Here is a 20,404-nt window from a genome sequence, read left to right as displayed (position 1 = left end):
AGTATACTATGCCGCCATGCGGACAAGATCAAGGGTTGGCGTGATGCCGCTTCACGCTTTTTCACCCTCCGGTATGACATAACTCAACTGCTGCGCGACAAAACCGTCAAATGCCGCGATCAGGGGAACGAAGCGAGCCTCGTCCTGCTCCAACTGCATCAAGGCATAGCACGTCGCTTCCAGGGTCGATAACTGGTCTGGCGCGTGCGCCTTGCGGATCAGGTAATGGGAAGCGGGCGTATCGCGCAGGGGCAGGCGCGGCAGCTGTTGCAACGGGGGATTCAGATACAGCATCTTGCGGCTCTTGCGCCAGGTGGCATCCAGCACCACCAGCCGCAATAAGGTGGGATCGAGCAAGATGGCGGGGTCGAGCGCTGGCGGCGGCGCGATGCCCAGCGAACGGTCGCCGGGCGTATCCGGGTATAGCAGCACGTTGTGCTTGCCGGCCAGCAGTCCGGCGAGCGTATCGGGGGCAAACTGCTCGCCCGTCAGCATGCGGCTGTTGGGCAAGCTCAGGTGCAGCAAGCGGGCGCTGCCCTTGGCATTGTGGACTTCCAGCGGATGCTGCAGGATCAGCACGTCCACCGTGTGGGCAACGGGGGCGATCCAGCGGCAGATGCAACTGGATGCGGCGCGCAGGCAGGCTGGGCAGCGCGCCCGTTTGGCCGGTTCAGCCAGGGAGGACGAGGCGGTGGCAGGGCTGGCGATAGCGCTAGAGCTAAGGGTAAGGCTGGAGGTACGGCGGGTGGTCATGGCGGAGCGCGTTCGCGGCTGTCTTCAAGCCGCGATTGTAGCGCCCGCGCCATGCCGAGGGGAATCTGCGCTTAAAATTCTTCCCATTCGTCAGCGCCGGATGCCACGGGCGCCTTTGGCGCGCGCGGGCGCATCGCTTCCACTGGCGCCGCCTTGTCCGACGTGGACGCGGTCACAGCCGATGCCGGCGCGTGTCGCTTGGCGGGCCGTATCGCAGGTCGCGCGGCAGCTTGCATGGCAACTCGCGTGGCAGCTTTGATTGGCGCAGACGCCGTCACGGACGGGCCAGCACTGGCGGCAACATATTGCTGCGTCGCATCGAGCTTGAACACGCCCACGACCTCGGCCAGTCTGGCCGCCTGTTCCTGCATGGATTCGGCCGCCGCGGCCGCTTCTTCCACCAGGGCCGCGTTTTGCTGCGTCACCTGGTCCATCTGACCGATGGCCTGGTTGACTTGTTCGATGCCGGCGCGCTGTTCATCGCTGGCGTCGGTGATCTGGTTCATGATCTGCGTCACATGGCTGATGCTTTGCACGATTTCATCCATGGTGCGGCCAGCCTTGTCCACCAGTTGCGAACCGGCCTCGACCTTTTGCACGGAATCGTCGATCAAGCCCTTGATTTCCTTGGCCGCCGCGCTGGAACGCTGCGCCAGGTTGCGCACCTCGGAAGCCACGACGGCAAAACCACGGCCCTGTTCACCGGCCCTGGCCGCTTCCACGGCCGCGTTCAGGGCCAGGATATTCGTCTGGAAGGCGATGGCGTCGATGACACTGATGATGTCGACAATCTTGCGCGAGGAATCGTTGATCGAACCCATGGTGCTGACCACTTCCGACACCACCACGCCACCCTTGCTGGCGATCTGCGAAGCGTCGATGGCCAGTTGATTCGCGCTGCGCGCATTGTCGGCATTGAGTTTCACGGTGGAGGTCAGCTCTTCCATGGACGACGCCGTCTCTTCCAGCGAACTGGCCTGCTCTTCCGTGCGTGACGACAAGTCCAGGTTGCCGGCGGCGATTTCGCTCGACGCCGTGCTGATCGATTCGGTGCCGGCGCGCACCTGGCCCACGATGCTGACCAGTTTATCGTTCATGTTTTTCAGCGCATGCATCAATTGCCCCGTCTCATCGCGGCTTTCCACCACGATATGGCTGGTCAGGTCGCCAGCGGAAACGGCTTCCGCCACCTCGACGGCGCGCGTGATGGGACGCGTGATCGAGCGCGTGATCCAGTATGCGCAGGCGACGCCCAGCAAGATGGCCACCACGCCCAGCGAGATCAGCAGCAAACGGCCGTTTTCGTAGCGCGAACGGATTTGCGCGGCCGTTTCATCGAGCAATTTGGCTTCCAGCAATTCCAGCTTCTTCAGCGACGCCAGGTAGATATCGCGCTTGACGGCCATGTCGCCTTCATACAGGCGCTTGCCCAGTTCCAGGTCGCCCGCATTCTTGGCCTTGAACACATTCTTGCGCACTTCTGTGTACGCCTTGCGCGTGCTCAATACTTCCTGGTAGAGCGCCTGCTCGTCCGCGTTCAGCTCGCTCTTGCCGATATCGTTCTGGATTTCCGTGGCGCGTGCCGACGAGACCGCCATTTCCTTTTCGAACTGCTTCTGGTGTTCGGGATCGCTAACTTTCCAGGCGGCGGCCGTGCGCGCCGCATTGACCTCGATGACCTTGGTCCACTCGGCGATCAGGCGCTCATTGCGCACTTTGACGTTGACGAGCGCATCGGTTTCCTTGCTGGCGCTTTGCATCTGCACGATGCCCACCACGGTCAGGCTGGTCAACAGGAACAGGACGGCGGCAAAACCGCCACCGAGACGTACGCCGATCTTGAGGTTTTTCATTGCGTGATTCCTATCTGAAGAAAACGATGCACAGACGCCACGAAACCGAGCTACTGCTACGTACCAATATAGCAGGCATCTGCCGTGCGACAATCACGAGCGGTGGCGCAACGGTAAGGTCGCCACCGGAATGGCAGCGCGCCGCAGCGCACTACTTTGGAGCAGATTGTGAGTGAATCAGAGTGGTATTGCAAGAAATAACATGCAGAAAAGCAACACTCAGAAGATGGTATGCCGCCACGAACGGGCGGCAGGCAAGCAAGGTCAGTTTTGCTTTACATAGATCAATTTTGATGTATCGAAACCCAGGCCAGCGGCTTTTCCGATCAGGCGCTGCTGCAAGGCCGGATCCATGGTTGGCGTGCGCGACAACAGCCAGAAGTAGGACTTGTCGGGACCGCTGATCATGGAATAGCTGTAATCTTGCTGGTCCAAATCAAAAACGATGTAGGAACCATAGAAGGGGCCGAAAAACGACACTTTCAGGTAGCCCACGTCTTTCTTGTCGACGAAATACGCCTTGCCTTCCGCATCCTTCCAGACCGCGTCCGCATCCTTGTAGCCGCGATTGAGCACTTTCAGGCCGCCATCCTGGCGCAGGCTGTAATCGGCCGTCACCTGGCTCAGGCCCCGCTCGAAGGAATGGTCGAGGCGCGCGATCTCATACCACTTGCCCAGATAGCGGGTCGTGTCGAAGTTACTAACAGGCACAATATTCTCGGGACGGCCCACGCAGCCGGCCAGCACGAGCACACACAGGAACAGCAGTTTTTTCATGGTCTTCTCCATCGGGTGAATCAAGGTGGCAACGTCAGGGCAGCAGCATCAGGGCAGCAGCGCACGGTCGACGATGCGGCGGATCGCGCCACTATGTTGCATGCGCACGATGGCGGCATTAAATTGTTCGATAAAGTCATCGCGATAAGGGTAGGTGGCGGGCCGGCGCGCCGTAAAACCCAGGTGGCCCTGCTGGCTGGCCAGCTGCGCCGTTTCCTGTATCGCCTGCATCGGCGTGCCCGGCGCCCCCTCGCGCCGGATGCGCTGCAATTCCCACTGCGCCGACAGGCGGTCGCTGACATAGCAATCGATGCGACCGCGCATCAGCTTGAGCAGATTCGTGCGCGTGCCCTTGGCCGTATCGAACACGATGCTGGCCGCTTGCAGGGCTGCCGTCTGCTTCGCATCACCGAGCAAAAAACCCGCATTCACGCCGATGTGCAGGCCGCCGTAATCGGCGGGCCACTGCCGCAGCGTGCGCCTGGCCAGCACCTCCCGGTTGCACAGCACCACCAGCTGCTCCATCAGCAGCGGCACGGAATAGCGCACATACGGCCTCTCGCTGCGCCACGAATACGGCGGATACAGGGCAAACGCCTCGCCTGTCTGCAGCATCAGCACGCCCCGTTTCCAGGGCACGGGACGCAGCTGCACCGCATACTGCGGCATCGATTGCGCCGCTTCGCGCACGATCTCCGTGTAGATGCCTTTCAGCTGGCCGTTTTCAACGTAGGAGTACGGCGGATAATCATCGTCGCCATAAATCACCAGCGGCGTTACCCCCTCGGCCTGCGCGCTGGCAGCGATCAACAGGCATAGCGCGGCAGGCAGGATGGGCATTCTGGACATGCCCGAAGAGTAGCATGGAAGGGGCAAACGCCATCATCCGCTTGCGCTGTTCGTGCCCAGCATTTCGTCGAGCTGCGCCAGCGTACTGGAGTCCTTCACGACGGCGCGCAACCACAGGTGCAGCGGCAGCTCGCCCCAGCTGGCGGCCTTGTCGGCCAGGTAGGCGACGGGGCTGTGCGGCTCCGTGCGGCGGAAGAAATCGGCCACCTGGCGCAGCTGGGCCAGCGCCTGCTGGCGCTGCACAATGGCGCCCCCGCTGCCACCGGCACCCTGGCCAGCGGCGGCCGGCGCGCCGGCAAAGTCGGCGCCAGGCGACAGCGGCGCGATGAAGTGAATGACGTTTTCCAGCGCTTCGCGCGCGGCGCGAAAACTCGGACCATCGGCGCCGAAACGCGCATCGACGCTGCGCTCGAACGCCAGCATCGACTGCATGCAGTACTGCGCATCAGCCAGCAAGGCGTCGGAAAAGGTGCGCGTATTCCTTTGCCGCGCCGCCTCCATCTGCGCCAGGGTCGTCCCTTCTTCGTGACGCGCATCGCCCCAGCCCTGATCCGCTGCGCCCTGCGCCAGGCTGGCGGCCGCGCGCTGGCGCGCCGCCTCGAAATCCTGCAGCGAGTACAAGCCGTCGGCGCCTTCGGTCAGCGGGATCTCGCGCAGCAGCTGGGGCGTGCGTGACAGCAGCCAGAAGACATTGCCGATGCGCTGTTCCTGGTCTCCCTCTTCCGCCGGCGGGTACAGGCCATCCCAGTAACGTTCGCACAGACCGGCCAGCAGCGCATAGCCATCGCCCAGGCCACGGAAGTGGCGCGTCTTTGCGTGCGCTTCGGCCAGCCACACTGCCACGCGCAAATCCTTGCTGCGCGCTGCGATCAGCTGTTCGCAGCGCGTCGCCACGAAGGGCCAGTCGGCTTCCTTCAGCGCCGTCACCCACTCGCCCTGGTCCAGGCTCGGGTCGTCGTGCTGGCGCGCGCGCGCGATGGCGTCGAGCTCCTGGCTGAAGGTGATATCTTCGCCGCATGGACTGACGGCGCTGACGGGGTGCAGCAATTGCTCCAGATTGAACATGGCGCTCTCCGGAAGGTGGATTATCGGATCGTGTACTTGAACTGCCCCTGCTTATTCGCGCTGACGCGTATCGATGCCACCGGCTCGCCTGCGGCCATGCGCGCCAGCACCGCTTCGGCGATCGCCGGCAGCAGGCTGCCGTTGAGGATATGGTCGACATTGCGCGCGCCCGAATCGACCTCGGTGCAGCGCGCCAGCACGGCGTCGACCAGGCCCGCGTCATGGCTGAACTGCGCCTGGTGGTTGCGCGCGATGCGTGTACCTATCCGCGCCAGCTTCAGCGCGATGATTTCGGCCAGCACCGCGTCGTTCAACGGATAGAAAGGCAGCACCTTCAGGCGCCCCAGCAGGGCCGGTTTGAAGTGCGCCACCAATTGCGGGCGCACCAGTTCTTCCAGCGCGGCCGGCGTGGGCAAGTCTTGCGCCGCCCTGTTCAGGCAGGCGGCCATCATCGCGCCGGACCCCAGGTTCGAGGTGGCGATGATGATGGTGTTGCGAAAATCGACTTCGCGCCCTTCGGCATCATCGAGCACGCCCTTGTCGAAGACCTGGAAGAACAGTTCCAGCACGTCGGGGTGGGCTTTTTCCGCTTCATCGAGCAGCACCACGCTGTAGGGCTGGCGCCGCACGGCTTCCGTCAGCACGCCGCCCTCGCCATAGCCGACATAGCCGGGCGGCGAGCCTTTCAGACCGGCCACGCTGTGCGCCTCCTGATACTCGCTCATGTTGATGGTAATGAGCTTGCGCTCGCCGCCATACAGCAGGTCGGCCAGCGCCAGCGCCGTTTCCGTCTTGCCCGTGCCGGACGGCCCCGTGAACAAAAACACGGCTTGCGGCTTGTTCGGGTCGTCCAGGCTGGCGCGCGCCGTGCGCACGCGCTGCGCCACCGCCTCGATGACGTGCTCCTGTCCCAGCACCCGTTCGCGCAGCGCCCCATCGAGGGTCAGCACCGTACGGATTTCGTCCTTGAGCATTTTCCCCAGCGGGATGCCGGTCCAGCCGGCGACGATGCCGGCCACCACCTGCGCATCGACTTCCAGCGGCGACAGCGGCGCTTCGCCCTGCAGGGCCGCCAGTTCTTCCTTCAGCGCCAGCAGGCGCGCCGCGCCGATCTCGCCCGGCCGCTCGCCGCGCAGCTGCCCGCGCAAGTCGCCGATCTGCGCCACCAGTGCCTTTTCACGCTCCCAGCGCTGCGCCAGCGCCGCAATCGCCGCCTGTCCTTCGTCATGCTCGCGCCGCAGCTGCGCCAGGCGCGCGGCGCCGGCCTTGTCGGGCGCTTCGCCATCGGCCGCCTCGCGGGCCAGGGCGGCGATCTCCGCGCCGATGCGTTCCTGGCGCCGGTGCGCGTTTTCCAGCTGCGCCGGCGTGGCGCGCTGGCCCAGCGCCACCTTGGCGCACGCCGTATCGAGCACGCTGATGGCCTTGTCGGGCAGCTGGCGTCCGCTGATGTAGCGGTGCGACAGGCGCACGGCATCGACGATGGCGGCATCGCGCACGCGGATGCCGAAATGGCGCTCCATCAGCGGCGCCATGGCGCGCAGCATGGCGCAGGCGATGTCTTCGCTCGGTTCCTCCACCTTCACCACCTGGAAGCGCCGCGCCAGCGCCGCATCCTTTTCAAAATATTTTTTGTACTCGCTCCAGGTGGTGGCGGCGATGGTGCGCAGGGCGCCGCGCGCCAGCGCCGGTTTCAGCAGGTTGGCGGCATCGTTCTGCCCCGCCTGGCCGCCGGCGCCGATCATCGTGTGCGCCTCGTCGATGAAGAGGATGATCGGGTGCAGGCTTTTCGTCACCTCGTCGATGACATTTTTCAGGCGGCTTTCAAATTCCCCCTTCACGCTGGCGCCGGCTTGCAGCAAGCCCATGTCGAGCGCGTGGATGTGCGCGCCCTGCAGCACCTCGGGCACATCGCCGGCGGCGATGCGCAAGGCCAGGCCTTCCACCACGGCCGTCTTGCCCACGCCCGCCTCGCCCGTGAGAATCGGATTGTTCTGGCGCCGGCGCAGCAGGATGTCGACGGCCTGGCGTATCTCCGCCTCGCGGCCGATCACGGGATCGAGCTTGCCGTCGCGCGCCAGCTGCGTCAGGTCGGTGGTGAACTGGTCCAGCGCCGGGGTTTTGCTGGCCAGGCTAGCCACAAGATCGTCGGACGTGTCGGCAAGCTGCGGCACTGCCGCGCTTTCCTCTGCGGAACCGGCCGTCAGCTTGTCCGGATGGTGCTTTAATTGCTCCACGCTGAAGCGGGCGAACAGCTTCGAGCCGCGGTATGCGAGCTGCGACAGTTCCGGCTCCGTCAGCAGCGCCAATAGCAGATGGCGGCTGCGGATGGGCCCTGGCTGCGCCGTGTCCAGCGAAGCGATCAGCCAGGCGTGTTCGAACAGCAGCGGCAAATGGGGCGAGAAGACGGGCGTGCGCGCGCTGCCCGTGCGGAAGCTGCCGATCTCGCGGCGCAGGTCCGCCTCCAGCGCCGTCAGGCTGATTTCACTGCGCTTCGCGATGGTGACGAAATCGCTGCGCTCCTGCTCCAGCAGCGCCAGGAACAGGTGTTCGATATCGACTTCATACTGGCCCAGCCCCACGCAAATGGCGGCGGCGCGGGTGGCGGCCGTGCGCGCCGTGTCATTCAGTTTGGCGATCAGGGTTTTCAGGTTATTGCTCATGCGGCGGCTCCCTTGCGGTTGATCGAATAACGCAGCGACGACGGCTGCAGCACGGCGTCGAAATTGACCGTCTCCCCGCCGGATCTCACGGCCAGGGTGCCGCTGATGACAAAACCCACGCGGTTGATGGCGCCCGCCTCGCGCTCCAGGCGGGCGCGCACATTGCGCAGGCGCGGTTCGTGGCGTTCGATGGCCGCCTTCAGCGCGGCGCAGATGCGGGTGCGGTCTTCGCTGCTGGACAAACACATGCCGGCGAAATCGATCAGGCCATAGTTGACGATGGAGGCCGCGCATTCCGGATAGGCGTCGAGCGCGCCAGGCGGCAGCGCCACGCGCGTGTTGAGCAGCTCTTCCAGGTCGCGCGCCACCGCATCCTTCAATTGTTCCAGCGACAGGCGCACCGCCACGCCGCCCGCCGCACCGCCGTCGCCCATCAGGCGGTCGAACAGGCCAGGTACATAACTGTCCATGCGCTCTCCCGAAAAGTCGGCGCGGCGCGCGCAGGAGGATGTCCGCCGCGCGCCGCGCACCATGGATCAAGCCACGCGGTTCGCGGCCAGGTCCCAGCCGCCCGAAGTATTGCCGCCGGCGCCGCCCGTCACTTTTTGCTGCGTGTATTTCCACTTCACTTTCGAGAACTTGAAGCCGACGTGTTCACCGAGGATGTCGCCCTCTTCCACGTTCGGCGTGACGGCGCCGATCAGCACATTTTCGATTTCGATTTCAAAGTACTTGACGCGCTCGCCCTGGCCGTCGGCGCGCATGAATTCGAAGCGCGCCTTGGGGATGGTCTTGCCGGCCGAGCAGGTCTGCAGCAGCACCGGCGAGGCCAGGTCGGCCAGCTTGGAGATGACGATGTCCTTGTGCTCGCAGCGTTCGGCCGTGTGGCCGCCGCCCGTCGAAGCGGTGGCGGACTTCGGCTGCTCGACGCTCCAGCTGACCAATTTGCACTCGATCCAGTCCTTGTGCTTGTCATCGGTGGACTCGCCCTTGATGCCGTCTATCTGCAGATATACATCGATTGCCATGGTGTGCTCCTGTGGTTGAAAGATGGGTGGATCAGGAATTGGTCGACTTCGGCAACTCCGCGACCAGTCGGAGCGAAACGGATAATTCATCGAGCTGGAAGTGCGGCCGCAGGAACGACACGGCGCGGTATACGCCGGGCCGGCCCGGCACTTCATGCACCTGCACAGACGCCTCGCGCAGCGGGAACTGCGCCTTCTGTTCCTGGCTGGCGTTATCGTCGAGCAGCACGTACTGCATCAGCCAGCGGTTCAGAAAATCTTCCACGTTGGAAGCAGCGGCAAAGCTGCCGATCTTGTCGCGCATCATGGCCTTCATGTAATGGGCGATGCGCGAAACGGCAAAGATGTACTGCAGCTGCGACGACAGCAGCGCATTCGCGTTGGCCGCGTCGCTGTTGTACTTGCGGCTTTTCTGCGCCGACTGCGCGCCGAAAAACGCTGCATACGCCGTGTTCTTGCAGTGCACCAGCGAGATGAAGCCCAGATCCGACAATTCCTTTTCGCGGCGGTCGGTGATCGCCACTTCGGCAGGACATTTCAGGGCCACGTCGCCCTCGTCCGTCTTGAAGGTGTGGGTCGGCAGGTCGTCCACCAGGCCGCCGCCCTCCACGCCGCGGATGGCGGCGCACCAGCCGTAGTCGGCAAAGGCGCGCGTCAGCTTGCAGCCGAACGCATACGCGGCGTTACACCACAGGTATTTGTGATGGTCGCTGCCGTCGACTTCCTCGACGAAGTTAAAACCTTCGACCGTGGTGCCGTCGACGGGATTGAAGGGCAACCGGCCCAGGAAGCGGGGCAAGGTCAGGCCGACGTAGCGCGCGTCTTCCGATTCGCGGAAGGCTTTCCATTTCGCGTACTCGATGGTGTCGAACACCTTGGCCAGGTCGCGCGGCTTGCCCAGGTCACCGTAGCTTTCCAGGCCAAACAGTTCCGGAGCGGCCGAAGCGATGAAGGGCGCGTGCGCGGCGGCGGCAATGTGCGACATCTGCTCGACGAAATACATGTCTTCCGGCTGGCGCGAGATGGCGAAGTCGCCCAGCAGCGCGGCGAACGGCGCGCCACCGAAAGTGCCGAATTCCTCTTCATACACCTTCTTGAACATGCTGCTCTGGTCGAACTCCAGCGCGGCCTGGAAATCCTTCACCAGTTCGCGCTTGGTGGCGTTGAACATGCGGATCTGCAGGCGCGTGCCCGTATCGGAATTGCCGACCAGGTAGCGCAGGCCCGCCCAGCTTTGTTCGAGCTGCTGGAATGGCGCCGCGTGCATGATTTCGCTGAGCTGGGCCGAAATCAGGCGGTCGATTTCCGCCACGCGCCCGTCCAAGGTCGCCGACAGGCTGCTGGACATCAGCACCGTGCCGTCGAGCACCTGCGCCACCAGTTCCGAGATCAGATCGCGTGCGCGCGCATGTTCGGCGCCGGACTTGGCGACGCGGCTTTGCTCGACGATCTGATCGAGCAAGTCGGTGGCGGCCGGCGCGTCGGGCGTGGATACCGCAAGGGCTTCTGGGGCTTCTGCCTGGGCGCTCATCTCAATCCTCCTGCGCTGGGAACTGCGGTTTCAGGGTGGCCAGGCTGTCCGTGTTGTTCAGCACTTCCGTCAGCAAGTCTTCCAGCTTGTCGTTGCCGGCCAGCTTGTTGCGCAGGTCGGCCAGCTTGGTGCGCGCCTCGAGCAGCTTGCGCAAGGGCTCGACCTGGTGCACCACGGATTCCGGGCGAAAGTCGTCCATCGAGCGAAAGTGCAGGTCGACGGCGAACGTGCCGCCCGCCTCGCTGAGGCGGTTCGGCACGGCGAAGCGGGCCACCGGCTCCACGCCGGCCAGCACTTCGTCGAAGTTGTCGCGGTCGATGGCGACGAACTTGCGGTCCTTCAGGCGCTTTTTTTCGCTGTCCGGATTGCCGCCGAAGTCGCCCAGCACGCCGACCACGAAAGGCAGCTCCTTGTTTTCAATCGCGTCGCCAATCTCGACGTCGTAGGTCATTTGCACGCGCGGCGCGCGTATCTTTTGCAGGCGTTTTTGCACGCTGTCGGACTTGGGCATGGCGCTTCCTTTGCAAGGGGATGGTGGGAATGCTCGCTTATTTCAGGCCGCTGAACGGGTCGGCCGTGCCGCCTGGCGCTGCCGCGCCCTTCGCCGCCGGCGTGCCGACGCTGGAACTGGAGCTGGCAGCGCGCTTGCCGGCCGCCGGCGGGCGTCTGGCAGGCGGCACCAGCACGTCTTCGCCGATGCTCGCGCGCAGCAGCTTGGCCAGGTCCTGCGCTTCCGAACGCAACGAGCCATTCAGATTGTTTTGCCGCGACAGGTCGGCCAGCGCCTTGCCGAACAAACGCAAGCCGCTGACGGCGACGATGCTGTTGGCGACCTTGTCGTCCGGGTCGCGTTCCAGCGCTTCGAGCGCATGGCCGATGGCGTCGCCGTACTGACCGCGGTCGAACTTCATCTGCGCCATTTGCAGCCACGGCGCCTTGTCGGCCGGGTAGCTGCTGCCGCCGCCCTTGAGCAGGGTCATGGCGCGCTCGTACTGGCCGGCGCGCGCGGCCGCATCGGCGTCGTTCATCACTTGCGCCAGGGTCGGCGCGGCAGGTTTTTTAGGTGCCGGCTGGTCCGGCGTGGCGCAGGCGACCAACAGCAAGGCGCTGGCGAGGCAGGCAATACGGGGCAATATGGTGGCTGGCTTCATCGGGGCATTCCTTCACGTGGAGGACGCTACCGCTGGGAAAGATGGGCGGCGCCTTGGTGGAGGCCATTATTGATCGCCAATTTTTTTGCAAGATTGAGATTAATCAGCAAAGAAGAAGTTCCACATCAGAGCCGCGTACAGCGACATGAAACCTGATCTGGCGCAGTAATTACCTTGATCGCTGTCCGATTTTGCGCCAGCGCAAGCAGGCCGCCCATGCATGCGCTTAAATGACTGCAACACTTTTATTTCCACCCTTCACCTTGCAAAGATCCGCCATGCCAATTGACGCCCCGCTCCGCCGCCTGGCCCGCTCCGTCGCGCTACTGCTGCTGGTGTTGCCGCAGACATTGCTGCTGGCCGGCTGTGCAGGCGGCGCCATCGGTACCCTGGCCAACGCGGCGCTGCAGATGGCCGGCGTGGCCAAGCCGCCGCCGGAACTGCCCGACGCGCAAAAGCCGCCGCGCAACGTCAGCATCCGCCTGCATGCGGCGCAGCGCCTCAACACGGATGCGGACGGCCGGCCGCTGGCGCTGGTGGCGCGCATCTACAAGCTGCGCCAGAGCGCCGCCTTCGAGCAGGCGCCCTACGACAGCTTCCTCGATACGCAGCGCGAAAAGGTCGCGCTGGGCGCCGACCTGATGGAAGTGAAGGAAGTGCTGCTGGTGCCGGGCCAGCGCTACGAGGTCCAGGAGAAAGTCAGCAAGGAAGCGTATTTCATCGGCGTCGTGGCCCTGTTCCGCGCTCCGGCGGCGCAGCGCTGGCGCGCCACCTTTGCCGCCGCCGACGCGGAGCGCGGCGGCATCACGGTCGGCCTGCACGCCTGCGCGCTGAGCGTCAGCGGCATGGCCGCGCTGTCGGCCCCGCGCTGCCATTAGCACACACAAACACGCCACACATTCAAGGAGAAACGAGATGGGCATGGCAGCGAAAGTCTTGTGGGGAGAGGGTCTGTTCCTGCGGCCGCAGCATTTCCAGCGCCAGGATCAATATCACGAAGCGCGCCTGCATCACACGGCCAGCGCGCTGCATCCCTACCTGTGGGGCGTGGCGCACATGGAATGGGACCTGGCGGCGCTGAAGACGGGCAGCTTGCGCCTGCACGCCCTGTCGGCGATCTTCCGCGACGGCGAAGTGTTCGAGGCGCTGGGCGACGGCGCGCCCGGCAGCGATACCCTGCCCCCGCCGGTGGACCTGGAAGCGCTGCCGCCGGCGGTGCAGGAAGTGACGTATTACGCGGCGCTGCCCATCCTCAACCGCGAAGGCATGAATTACACGGCGCAAGCGTCAACGGCAGGCACGCCGGCGGCCACGCGCTTTGCGCACGCCATGCGCGCCACGCCCGACCTGTTCACGGAGTCCGCCGTGGCCGACGTGGCCTACCTGAAGAAGACCGTGCGCCTGCTTCCCGACAGCGAGGCGCGCGGCTCCTACGACTGCCTGCCGCTGATCGCCCTGCGGCGCACGGTATCGGGCGGCTTCGAACCCGTGCCCTCGTTCATGGCGCCCAGCCTGGCGATCGCCGGCGCGCCGCGCCTGCAGGGCGTGCTGGAACACCTGCTCGACGCGCTGCAGGCGAAAGTGAGCGCGCTGCACGGCCACCACCGCGAGCCAAGCCGCAACGTGATTGAGTTCCGCTCAGGCGACGTGTCGTCTTTCTGGCTGCTGCACACGGTCAGCACGTCCGCCGCTGCGCTGATGCACTATGTGCGCCATCCGGCCCTGCATCCGGAGCGCCTGTACGAGGCGCTGCTGGGCCTGGCGGGCGGCCTGCTCAGCTACTCCAAGCATTACACCCTGGCCAGCCTGCCCGCCTACGACCACGCGCAGCCAGGCGCCTGCTTCGACGCCATCGACGCGATCATCCGCGAACTGCTCGACACCGTCATCTCGTCGAAATACTTTTCCATCGCCCTGATCGAGGACAAGCCGTCGTACTACCTGGGCAAGCTCGATTCGGGCAAGATCGACCAGCACACCACCCTGTACCTGGCCATTCGCGCCGCCATGCCCGCCATCGAACTGGTGGACGTGGTGCCGCTGCGCGTGAAAGTGGGCGCGCCCGACGACGTGGAAAAATGCGTGCTCACGGCCATGCCCGGCCTGAAGCTGTCGCATGCGCCGCAAGTGCCGGCCGCCATTCCCGTGCGCCCCGATACCTATTATTTTGCGATTGAAAACCGCGGCGCGCTGTATGAACAGATGCTCAAGGCGCAGTCGATTTCCGTCTACGTGCCGGCCGGCATACGCGACCTGCAGCTGGAACTGATCGCGGTGACGGCATGAGCCAGCTCATCGAACGGCGCGCGGCGCCCTCCCTGCTGGGACAACGCGGCTCCGCTCCTGCAGGCAGCGGCCGGCATGCAGGCAGCGCCCTGCTGGACCTGATGCACGAAGGCTTTTATATGCTGTTCATGCTGAAGCACGGTTCGGCGCCCGGCGACGAGCAAAGCTTCATGGACCGCATCACGGCCTTTCTCGACGACTTCGAGCGCGAAGCGAAAAAGATCCGCGCCGACGGCGACGATATCGAGGCGGCCAAATATGCGTTCTGCGCGGCCGTCGATGAAATCATCCTGGCCTCGCCCTTCGCCCTGCGCAAGCAGTGGGAGCGGCGCCCGCTGCAGCTGCTGATCTTTGGCGACCAGCTGGCCGGTGAACACTTTTTCGACCGCCTCGACGCCTTGCGCGGCAAGGGCGCCATGCGCGTGCAGGCGCTGCAGGTCTTCCACATGTGTCTATTACTGGGATTTCAGGGCAAGTATGCGATCGACGGCGGCGAAAAACTCAGCTACCTGACGGCGCGCCTGGGCGACGAAATCGCCCACATCAAGGGCAAGAGCCGCGGCTTCGCGCCGCGCGCGGAACGCCCCGACCAGGTGGTCAACAAACGCGGCAGCGACGTGCCGCTGTGGGCGCTGTCGAGCTTTTTCGCCCTGCTGGCCATCTGCGCCTACCTGGGCCTGAAAACGCATCTGACGCGCGGCACGCAAACGACCCTGGCCGCGTATGCGGACCTGGTCAAGCTGGCGCCGCGCCCGGCACACCTGACCATCACCCTGCCCTGAACACCTCACAAAACCTACTGCGCGTCGGTTTTGTGAGGTGTCAACCCAATCTACTGCGCAATCCTGAACTCGATGCGCCGGTTTCTCGCCCGGCCATCGGCCGCGGCGTTGCTGGCCACGGGGCGGTCCGGCCCCTGGCCCGACACCAGCACGGTATCGGCCGCGACGCCCTTGCTGGCCAGGTAGGCGCGCACGGCTTCGGCGCGCGCCTGGCTCAGGGCCACATTGCTGGCGCGCAGGCCCGTGTCGTCCGTGTGGCCAATCACCTCCACCTTGCGGCCCCGCAGCCTGAGCATGGCGGCCGCCATTTCGTCGAGAATGGCCAGGCCCGCCGGCGTGATGGTGGCCTTGCCGCTGTCGAATTCGATGATGCGTTTATCCAGCGCCGCATCGAGCAAGCCCTGCTCGGCCTCGGCCGCCTTGACCCGCAAGCCATTATTGACGACATACGTGGGATTGAGGCTGGTGGCGATGTCGCTGGCGATCTGCTGGCGCTGCGCCTCGTTCGCCACTTCGCCGCGCACGCTGACGTTGTTGCCGTCGATGCTGATCTGTCCTCGTGAAATGAGCTTCAGGTTCGGCGCGATCAGCTTGTGCACGTAGCCGTTCCAGTTGGCCGGCACGGCCACGTTGCCGATGGCGATCTGGTCGACCACGCGCTCGGCGCCATACAGTTCGCGCAGGCGAGCCAGCACGGCCGCCTTGCCCGCCTCGTCGGCCAGGGTACCCGTGACGAGGATCTGCCCCGGCATCGGCGTCTGGGGCGCTTGCGCCTGGGCGTGGCAGGAAGTGGCCACAGCGAATAGCAACAGGAAAATAGGTGACTTCATCGCAATCCTTCAGACAAAGGTATCGGCAAACATGGCGCAGGCCGAGCGCAACGACAGCTGCTCTTGCTGCAGGCAGGCGGACAACTGGCGCAGCGCCGCATCGTGTCCCAGCTGCTCCTCGACCCAGTCCAGCTGGTCGAACACGATCAGCCGTTCGCAGCCGGCCTGCGGATCGATCAGCGCGCGCAAGCCATGCGGGTCGGCGCCGCAAAACCCGATCACCAGCACGGGCGCCTCGTCGAGGTGGGAAAAGAACAGCGCCAGTTCGAAATCGGCCTGGCGCAGGAAGGGCGCAATCAGATGCAGCCAGAAGCTGGCCACCAGGTCGCGCAGCTGCGCGTCCTGCGGCAGCGGCAGCACCAGGCTTTTTTCCAGGCGCGGCAAGCCGCTCTGGCGCACGGGCTGCAGCAGCAGGCCCAGGCCCAGCAGCAATTCGCGCACCGTCACGGGGAAGGTGGGCGAAGCGAGCAGCGTTTGCAGGCCATGCACGGTCTGCGCCTGCAAAAAGGCAACCAGCCGCGCCGCGTGATCCGGTGCGGCCGGTTCGATGTCGACCACGTTGCCGGCCAGCGCCAGCAACGCCGGCCCCGGTTCGGCGCTGGCCACGATGCCGTGCGACAGCTGCTCCACGCGCTGCCACAGGGGCGCCAGCGCCAGCGGGCTGCAGGCGACAAAGGCTTCGGCGTCATCGACTTCCAGCGCGCCCATGGCCATGAAGGGAAAACGTCGCAGCGACTGGTCGTTGCTCGCTTCCAGGCGCCCGGCGATGGCGCGCCGGCTGCGCGTGCCGACAAAGGCAAAGCGCAGCGGCGGCAAGGCGTCGTAATTGAGCTTCCAGCGCGGTTCCACCGTCAGTGCCGTCATCACCTGCGCCAGCCAGTCGTCGAGCAGCTGCACCAGCGCGTGATTGTCGCAAGCCTTGATGAAGTCCCCGCGCGCGGGGATCTTGCCAAAGTAACCGAGGCGCACCTGCTGTTGCGCGCGCATCATGGCGCCACCCCGTTTGCCGCAACTGCAGCGACGACTGGCACAGGCCCGCCCGGCATGCCGACGATGGTCTCGGGCAGCTGCATGCCGCGAAAGCCCTGCTCCTGCAGCGCCGTGACGGATCCCGCGCCCGAGGTTTCGGCGCTACTGGTGATTTTCAGGTCGACCGCCACGGCCACCTCGCCGCGCGCCCAGCGCAGTTCGAACACGCCGCCCTCCTTGCGCTTCTTGGCCGCCGCGTCGATCATGCGCTTCAAGCCGAATTGCCCCGGCTCGTTGAACAGTTCCACCGTGCGTCCGTCGAAGGTGACGGCCGTGATGCGCGCGCCCTGGGCGCCCGCCGCGCCTTGCGGGCCGGGATGGACCATGTTCGTCCACTGCGCCGGGGTGTTGCGGTAACGCAGCTGCTGGCCGTCGATCTCCACCGTGTATTCCAGGGTGCCCGGCGCGGGCGACGGCTGGATCTGGAAGACGGTTTGCGCCGCCGTCGAGGTGGCCGCCACGCCGCCCGCGCCCAGCGGCGCGATCCAGCCGGGGAAACGCGCCACCACCTGCGGCGACAGGCTGATGCCCATGTCGGCCCAGGTGCGCGGCGCCAGCACGTCACCGCGCCGCACCACCAGTGGTCCCATCGACGTCGTGACGAATTTCGCCACCAGGCCTTCGGGGCCGAAGAACTGGCCGATTTCCAGGTTGCTCGCCTCGATGCGCGCCGTGGGCGCAAACGGATATTTGTTGGCCAGCGATTTCTGGAACGGTTCATACACCTGCGCCGCCCAGGTCTTGTTGATATCGAGTTCGGCCGGCGCGACGATGACGGCAAAGGTCTGCATCAGCGGGCGCACGAGGATGGGGCGTATCGCCTGCTTTTGCGCGTCGCTCATCCCCGTGAGCACCTGCTCGTCGACCAGCTTCAGGGCGTCGGCCAGCTCGGAACCGCTACCCTCCAGGGTCTGCTGCATGAACTGGCGCGCGCCCGGTCCCGCGTCACCCTGGTTCTTCAGCTGGTTCAGGCGGCTGCGCAGTTTCGACAGCGCTTCCAGGTAGGCGCGCATCAGCGAGGCATTGTTGTCCCGGGCCGACACCAGCTTGCCCACGCCGGCAAATTCGCGCCCCACGGGCCCCATGGGCTTGTCCAGGCGGGCCGGGTCGATCTGCGCATTGAGACCGGGATTGGCCGTCAGTTGCGACGGCGCGCGGCGCAGCACGGTTTCCTTGAACCAGGCGACGATGCCCCGTTCCGCCTTGCGCAATTGCGCGTTCTGCAAGGCCGGGTTGTCCCACGAAGTTTCCGCGTAAATGGTCGTCAGCAGCTTGGCGATCGGCGACGACTGCGGGTCGCCCAGGCGGTTCATCGCCTGCACGGCGCCGTCAAAACCTTTCAGGTCCGCGACGGCCACGCCCTGCACGAATTTTTGCCACTCGCGCGCGTAGTCGGCCTTGTACATGGCCACCAGGTTTTTCTCGATCTGCTCCGGACTGCCTTCCAGGGTCAGGTCGTCGGTGGAAGCGCTTTTCAGCACCCAGTCGGCGCTTTGCAGCTCGCGGTTGGCGGCGTCGCGAAAGGCGCCCTCGACGAACTTTTCCCAGGCCTGGCGTGTAAAGGCGCCGGAGACGGCGTAACTGCCCGCCAGCAGCGCCTGATCCTGCTCGCCGACGATGCGCGCCACCGTCATGCCGGGAAAACGCGTCGAGGCGCGCGCCTTGACGTCGGCATACACGCGCTCGCGCGCCGGCATGCCGCGCACCACGCGGCGCAGGTTTTCGCGCGCCTGGTCGACCAGCGCCAGCTTTTGCTCGATGCGCGGCCAGGACGGGTCGCCGATCTGCGCCAGGTAAAACGTCAGCAGCCGCTCGGCGCTGCGTATCATCTGTTCGCGCGGCATGGCGCCCCGGTTGCCCTCCAGCCAGGCGCGCCAGAAACGCGTCAGCTGGTCGTTCAGGTGGCTGCTTTCCGCATGCGATTTATCGGCCAGCATCAGATAGGTTTTCAGCGCGTTGTAGGCGTCTTCCACATTCGTCGCGCTGGCCGCCTGGTACTGGACATTGCGTGGCGCAGAGGATGCGGCGGCCGGCGTCTGCGGCGTGCGCGCCGCGGGCTGCAACTGGTCGGCGCTGGCGTTCATTTCAAACAGCAGGGCTTCCAGCGCACCCGCCACGGGGGTCAGCATGACCTGGCGCGCGCCGGCAAAATACTCCTCGCGCAGCTTGCGTTCAAGCAGTTCGCCCTGGTACAGGCCCAGGCGCAAGGACCACGGCCGTTGCGTGCGGTACGTTTCCAGCTGCTCGATGCGGTCCTGCAATATTTCAAGCGCTTCCAGGCGCGACTGCAAGTCCAGGCGCCGCTCCTGCAGCTTCACCACTTTAGTTAAATCGGCCTCGACGTTGGCCACCAGTTGCCGGTTACCCAGATAGGACCAGCTCCAGCCGCCCAGGCAAGTGCCCAGCGACACGGTGGCGGCAAAGAACACGGCATATTTGAAGCGCAGCCTGGCGCGGTTGGCATAGTTGGCTACCAGGTGCTTGTCGGCAAAAATGACCTTGCGGAACAACTCCAGCAGGAAATAGCCGTGCTGGCGCACACCCGATGACGCGGCGGCCGGGGCCGGTGCAAAGGCCAGGTCGAAGCGGCGCGCCACCTGCTGCGAGGAGGCACTGACGGGCTCGCCCTCCTGCAGCGCGCTGGTGAAGTAAAAGCCGCGGAACACGGGCTGGAACTGGAACGGGTTTTCCTCGAACAAGGTGGCGATGAAGGCGCGCAGGGCCGGCTTGATGGCGGCAAATTCCAACGGAAAAGTAAATACACCGGGCGCCATCGTCTTGCGTTGCCGGTGCGCCATATTGGCCAGGCTCAGCTCTGTCAAGCCGTCGTGCAATTCATCGAAACTCTGGTCGAAAAACGCCAGCAAGTCGGCCGTCGGCAGCTTGCGCTGGTAGGGCATGGTGGCGCCCCAGACGCGCTCGCGCTCGCTGCGCTCGGCATCCGCGAAAAACTCCGTGAAGCCGGCGATCAGATCCGCCTTGGTGAACACGATGTACAGCGGCGCGAACACTTCCAGGCGTTCGATGACATCTTGCACGCGCTTGCGCAGGCTGCGCGCCAGTTGCATGCCAACGTCAGGGTCGCCGTTCAATTCGGCGATGCTGACGGCGATGAGGATGCCGTTGACGGGCGCCTTGCGCCGGTATTTTTTCAGCAGGTCGAGAAAGCCGAACCATTCGCCGCGGTGCTCGTCGACGACGCAATAGCGCCCTGCCGTGTCGAGCACGATGCCGTCCGTGGTGAAAAACCAGTCGCAGTTGCGCGTGCCGCCCACGCCTTGCACGACCTTGCCGTCGGCGAAAGGGAATTGCAGGCCCGAATGCAGGATGGCGCTGCTCTTGCCGGCGGCCGGATTGCCGATGATCATGTACCACGGCAATTCGTACAGGGCGGCGGCGCCCGACTTGAGGCCCAGCTTGGATGTCTTGATGGTCTCGATGGCGGCCAGCATGCCCGTGCGCACGGCGCCGAGTTCACCCTGCTGCGGACTGCTGGCCGTGGACCCCGAGGCCGCTTGCGCGGCGGCAATCTCGGCCTCGTTGAGGATGGCCTGGCCCAGCGCCTGCGCATCGCGCCGCGCGCGGCGCCGGCGCCACAGCCACAGGCCCAGCCAGGTAAGAAAGGCCAGCAGCAGCAAGACCAGTGCCCAGATCAGCGCCACTTCCAGCACCTCGGCACCCAGGTACAGGAACACGGCCAGCGCCACGAAGCCGAGTATGGTCAGATGGCGGCTGTCGATGAGGAAATGCCAGAGTCGTCGCAGCATGATGAGCCCAGGGTAAGGTCGCAAAGCAGGAGGAGCGCCGCCG

Annotated in this window: 17 protein-coding genes; 3 read left to right on the top strand and 14 right to left on the bottom strand. The window is 65.1% G+C overall.

All coding sequences use genetic code 11. The features are described from left to right. Positions 1-51: 51 nt before the first annotated feature. From SJI03_RS19130 to SJI03_RS19080, 11 genes are all read right to left on the bottom strand, one after another. On the bottom strand, positions 52-753 hold the full coding sequence (locus SJI03_RS19130; protein ID WP_322428236.1) for a tRNA-uridine aminocarboxypropyltransferase: 702 nt from the start codon (positions 751-753) through the stop codon (positions 52-54). Between the two features lie 71 nt (positions 754-824). Beyond that, positions 825-2,606 carry a methyl-accepting chemotaxis protein gene (locus tag SJI03_RS19125; RefSeq protein ID WP_322428235.1) on the bottom strand — a complete coding sequence of 594 codons (1,782 nt, stop codon included), beginning with the start codon at positions 2,604-2,606 and terminating at the stop codon, positions 825-827. Positions 2,607-2,870: 264 nt separating this feature from the next. Beyond that, positions 2,871-3,383 (bottom strand): lipocalin family protein, encoded by a 513-nt coding sequence (locus tag SJI03_RS19120; protein WP_322428234.1) that lies wholly within the window; start codon positions 3,381-3,383, stop codon positions 2,871-2,873. Between the two features lie 48 nt (positions 3,384-3,431). Further along, positions 3,432-4,232 carry an ABC transporter substrate-binding protein gene (locus SJI03_RS19115; RefSeq protein ID WP_322428233.1) on the bottom strand — a complete coding sequence of 267 codons (801 nt, stop codon included), beginning with the start codon at positions 4,230-4,232 and terminating at the stop codon, positions 3,432-3,434. Positions 4,233-4,265: 33 nt separating this feature from the next. Beyond that, positions 4,266-5,297, bottom strand: coding sequence for a type VI secretion system protein TssA (tssA, locus tag SJI03_RS19110; protein WP_099378253.1), 1,032 nt, complete (start codon positions 5,295-5,297; stop codon positions 4,266-4,268). Between the two features lie 20 nt (positions 5,298-5,317). Further along, positions 5,318-7,957 (bottom strand): type VI secretion system ATPase TssH, encoded by a 2,640-nt coding sequence (gene tssH / locus SJI03_RS19105; RefSeq protein WP_322428232.1) that lies wholly within the window; start codon positions 7,955-7,957, stop codon positions 5,318-5,320. After that, positions 7,954-8,427, bottom strand: a complete 474-nt coding sequence (gene tssE / locus SJI03_RS19100) for a type VI secretion system baseplate subunit TssE (protein WP_322428231.1) — start codon at positions 8,425-8,427, stop codon at positions 7,954-7,956. Before tssE ends, tssH begins: the two co-directional genes overlap by 4 nt. A gap of 66 nt (positions 8,428-8,493) precedes the next feature. Further along, positions 8,494-8,985 carry a type VI secretion system tube protein Hcp gene (locus SJI03_RS19095; RefSeq protein ID WP_322428230.1) on the bottom strand — a complete coding sequence of 164 codons (492 nt, stop codon included), beginning with the start codon at positions 8,983-8,985 and terminating at the stop codon, positions 8,494-8,496. A 31-nt stretch (positions 8,986-9,016) separates the two neighbouring features. Further along, a complete protein-coding gene (tssC, locus tag SJI03_RS19090; protein WP_322428229.1) occupies positions 9,017-10,516 on the bottom strand; it encodes a type VI secretion system contractile sheath large subunit in 1,500 nt (499 codons plus the stop codon). Position 10,517: 1 nt separating this feature from the next. Next, positions 10,518-11,027: a type VI secretion system contractile sheath small subunit gene (gene tssB / locus SJI03_RS19085; protein WP_322428228.1), complete on the bottom strand. Its 510-nt coding sequence runs from the start codon at positions 11,025-11,027 to the stop codon at positions 10,518-10,520. 37 nt (positions 11,028-11,064) lie between these two features. Then, positions 11,065-11,667, bottom strand: a complete 603-nt coding sequence (locus tag SJI03_RS19080; protein WP_322428227.1) for a tetratricopeptide repeat protein — start codon at positions 11,665-11,667, stop codon at positions 11,065-11,067. Between the two features lie 278 nt (positions 11,668-11,945). Between SJI03_RS19080 and tssJ the strand changes: the two genes are divergently transcribed. Genes tssJ through icmH form a run of 3 tightly spaced genes read left to right on the top strand, consistent with a single transcriptional unit; the run spans position 11,946 to position 14,735 of the window. Continuing rightward, on the top strand, positions 11,946-12,545 hold the full coding sequence (gene tssJ, locus SJI03_RS19075; protein WP_099378248.1) for a type VI secretion system lipoprotein TssJ: 600 nt from the start codon (positions 11,946-11,948) through the stop codon (positions 12,543-12,545). 37 nt (positions 12,546-12,582) lie between these two features. Beyond that, positions 12,583-13,953, top strand: a complete 1,371-nt coding sequence (gene tssK / locus SJI03_RS19070) for a type VI secretion system baseplate subunit TssK (protein ID WP_322428226.1) — start codon at positions 12,583-12,585, stop codon at positions 13,951-13,953. After that, the gene (icmH, locus tag SJI03_RS19065; RefSeq protein WP_322428225.1) at positions 13,950-14,735 is read left to right on the top strand and encodes a type IVB secretion system protein IcmH/DotU; all 786 of its coding nucleotides are present in this window, start codon (positions 13,950-13,952) and stop codon (positions 14,733-14,735) included. The genes tssK and icmH overlap by 4 nt, the downstream gene beginning before the upstream one ends. Before the next feature lie 50 nt (positions 14,736-14,785). Here icmH and SJI03_RS19060 read toward each other — a convergent pair whose 3' ends face one another. The 3 genes from SJI03_RS19060 to tssM are packed head-to-tail and all read right to left on the bottom strand — an operon-like array spanning position 14,786 to position 20,361. Beyond that, on the bottom strand, positions 14,786-15,565 hold the full coding sequence (locus SJI03_RS19060; RefSeq protein WP_322428224.1) for an OmpA family protein: 780 nt from the start codon (positions 15,563-15,565) through the stop codon (positions 14,786-14,788). A gap of 9 nt (positions 15,566-15,574) precedes the next feature. Then, a complete protein-coding gene (gene tagF / locus SJI03_RS19055; protein ID WP_322428223.1) occupies positions 15,575-16,555 on the bottom strand; it encodes a type VI secretion system-associated protein TagF in 981 nt (326 codons plus the stop codon). Continuing rightward, positions 16,552-20,361: a type VI secretion system membrane subunit TssM gene (gene tssM / locus SJI03_RS19050; protein ID WP_322428222.1), complete on the bottom strand. Its 3,810-nt coding sequence runs from the start codon at positions 20,359-20,361 to the stop codon at positions 16,552-16,554. The genes tagF and tssM overlap by 4 nt, the downstream gene beginning before the upstream one ends. Positions 20,362-20,404: the final 43 nt, after the last annotated feature.

Origin of the sequence: Janthinobacterium sp. GMG1, from assembly GCF_034427795.1 — a bacterium.
GTDB lineage: Bacteria > Pseudomonadota > Gammaproteobacteria > Burkholderiales > Burkholderiaceae_D > Janthinobacterium.
This window is presented reverse-complemented; position numbering and strand designations above follow the sequence as displayed.

What these genes read in the sequence shown, in the direction of transcription:
- tssM (WP_322428222.1), bottom strand. Translation starts at nt 20,361, where the DNA reads ATGCTGCGACGACTCTGGCATTTCCTCATCGACAGCCGCCATCTGACC.
- SJI03_RS19115 (WP_322428233.1), bottom strand. Translation starts at nt 4,232, where the DNA reads ATGTCCAGAATGCCCATCCTGCCTGCCGCGCTATGCCTGTTGATCGCT.
- tssB (WP_322428228.1), bottom strand. Translation starts at nt 11,027, where the DNA reads ATGCCCAAGTCCGACAGCGTGCAAAAACGCCTGCAAAAGATACGCGCG.
- tssJ (WP_099378248.1), top strand. Translation starts at nt 11,946, where the DNA reads ATGCCAATTGACGCCCCGCTCCGCCGCCTGGCCCGCTCCGTCGCGCTA.
- SJI03_RS19125 (WP_322428235.1), bottom strand. Translation starts at nt 2,606, where the DNA reads ATGAAAAACCTCAAGATCGGCGTACGTCTCGGTGGCGGTTTTGCCGCC.
- tssK (WP_322428226.1), top strand. Translation starts at nt 12,583, where the DNA reads ATGGGCATGGCAGCGAAAGTCTTGTGGGGAGAGGGTCTGTTCCTGCGG.
- tssE (WP_322428231.1), bottom strand. Translation starts at nt 8,427, where the DNA reads ATGGACAGTTATGTACCTGGCCTGTTCGACCGCCTGATGGGCGACGGC.
- tagF (WP_322428223.1), bottom strand. Translation starts at nt 16,555, where the DNA reads ATGATGCGCGCGCAACAGCAGGTGCGCCTCGGTTACTTTGGCAAGATC.
- tssC (WP_322428229.1), bottom strand. Translation starts at nt 10,516, where the DNA reads ATGAGCGCCCAGGCAGAAGCCCCAGAAGCCCTTGCGGTATCCACGCCC.
- SJI03_RS19080 (WP_322428227.1), bottom strand. Translation starts at nt 11,667, where the DNA reads ATGAAGCCAGCCACCATATTGCCCCGTATTGCCTGCCTCGCCAGCGCC.
- icmH (WP_322428225.1), top strand. Translation starts at nt 13,950, where the DNA reads ATGAGCCAGCTCATCGAACGGCGCGCGGCGCCCTCCCTGCTGGGACAA.
- tssA (WP_099378253.1), bottom strand. Translation starts at nt 5,297, where the DNA reads ATGTTCAATCTGGAGCAATTGCTGCACCCCGTCAGCGCCGTCAGTCCA.
- SJI03_RS19130 (WP_322428236.1), bottom strand. Translation starts at nt 753, where the DNA reads ATGACCACCCGCCGTACCTCCAGCCTTACCCTTAGCTCTAGCGCTATC.
- SJI03_RS19120 (WP_322428234.1), bottom strand. Translation starts at nt 3,383, where the DNA reads ATGAAAAAACTGCTGTTCCTGTGTGTGCTCGTGCTGGCCGGCTGCGTG.
- tssH (WP_322428232.1), bottom strand. Translation starts at nt 7,957, where the DNA reads ATGAGCAATAACCTGAAAACCCTGATCGCCAAACTGAATGACACGGCG.
- SJI03_RS19095 (WP_322428230.1), bottom strand. Translation starts at nt 8,985, where the DNA reads ATGGCAATCGATGTATATCTGCAGATAGACGGCATCAAGGGCGAGTCC.
- SJI03_RS19060 (WP_322428224.1), bottom strand. Translation starts at nt 15,565, where the DNA reads ATGAAGTCACCTATTTTCCTGTTGCTATTCGCTGTGGCCACTTCCTGC.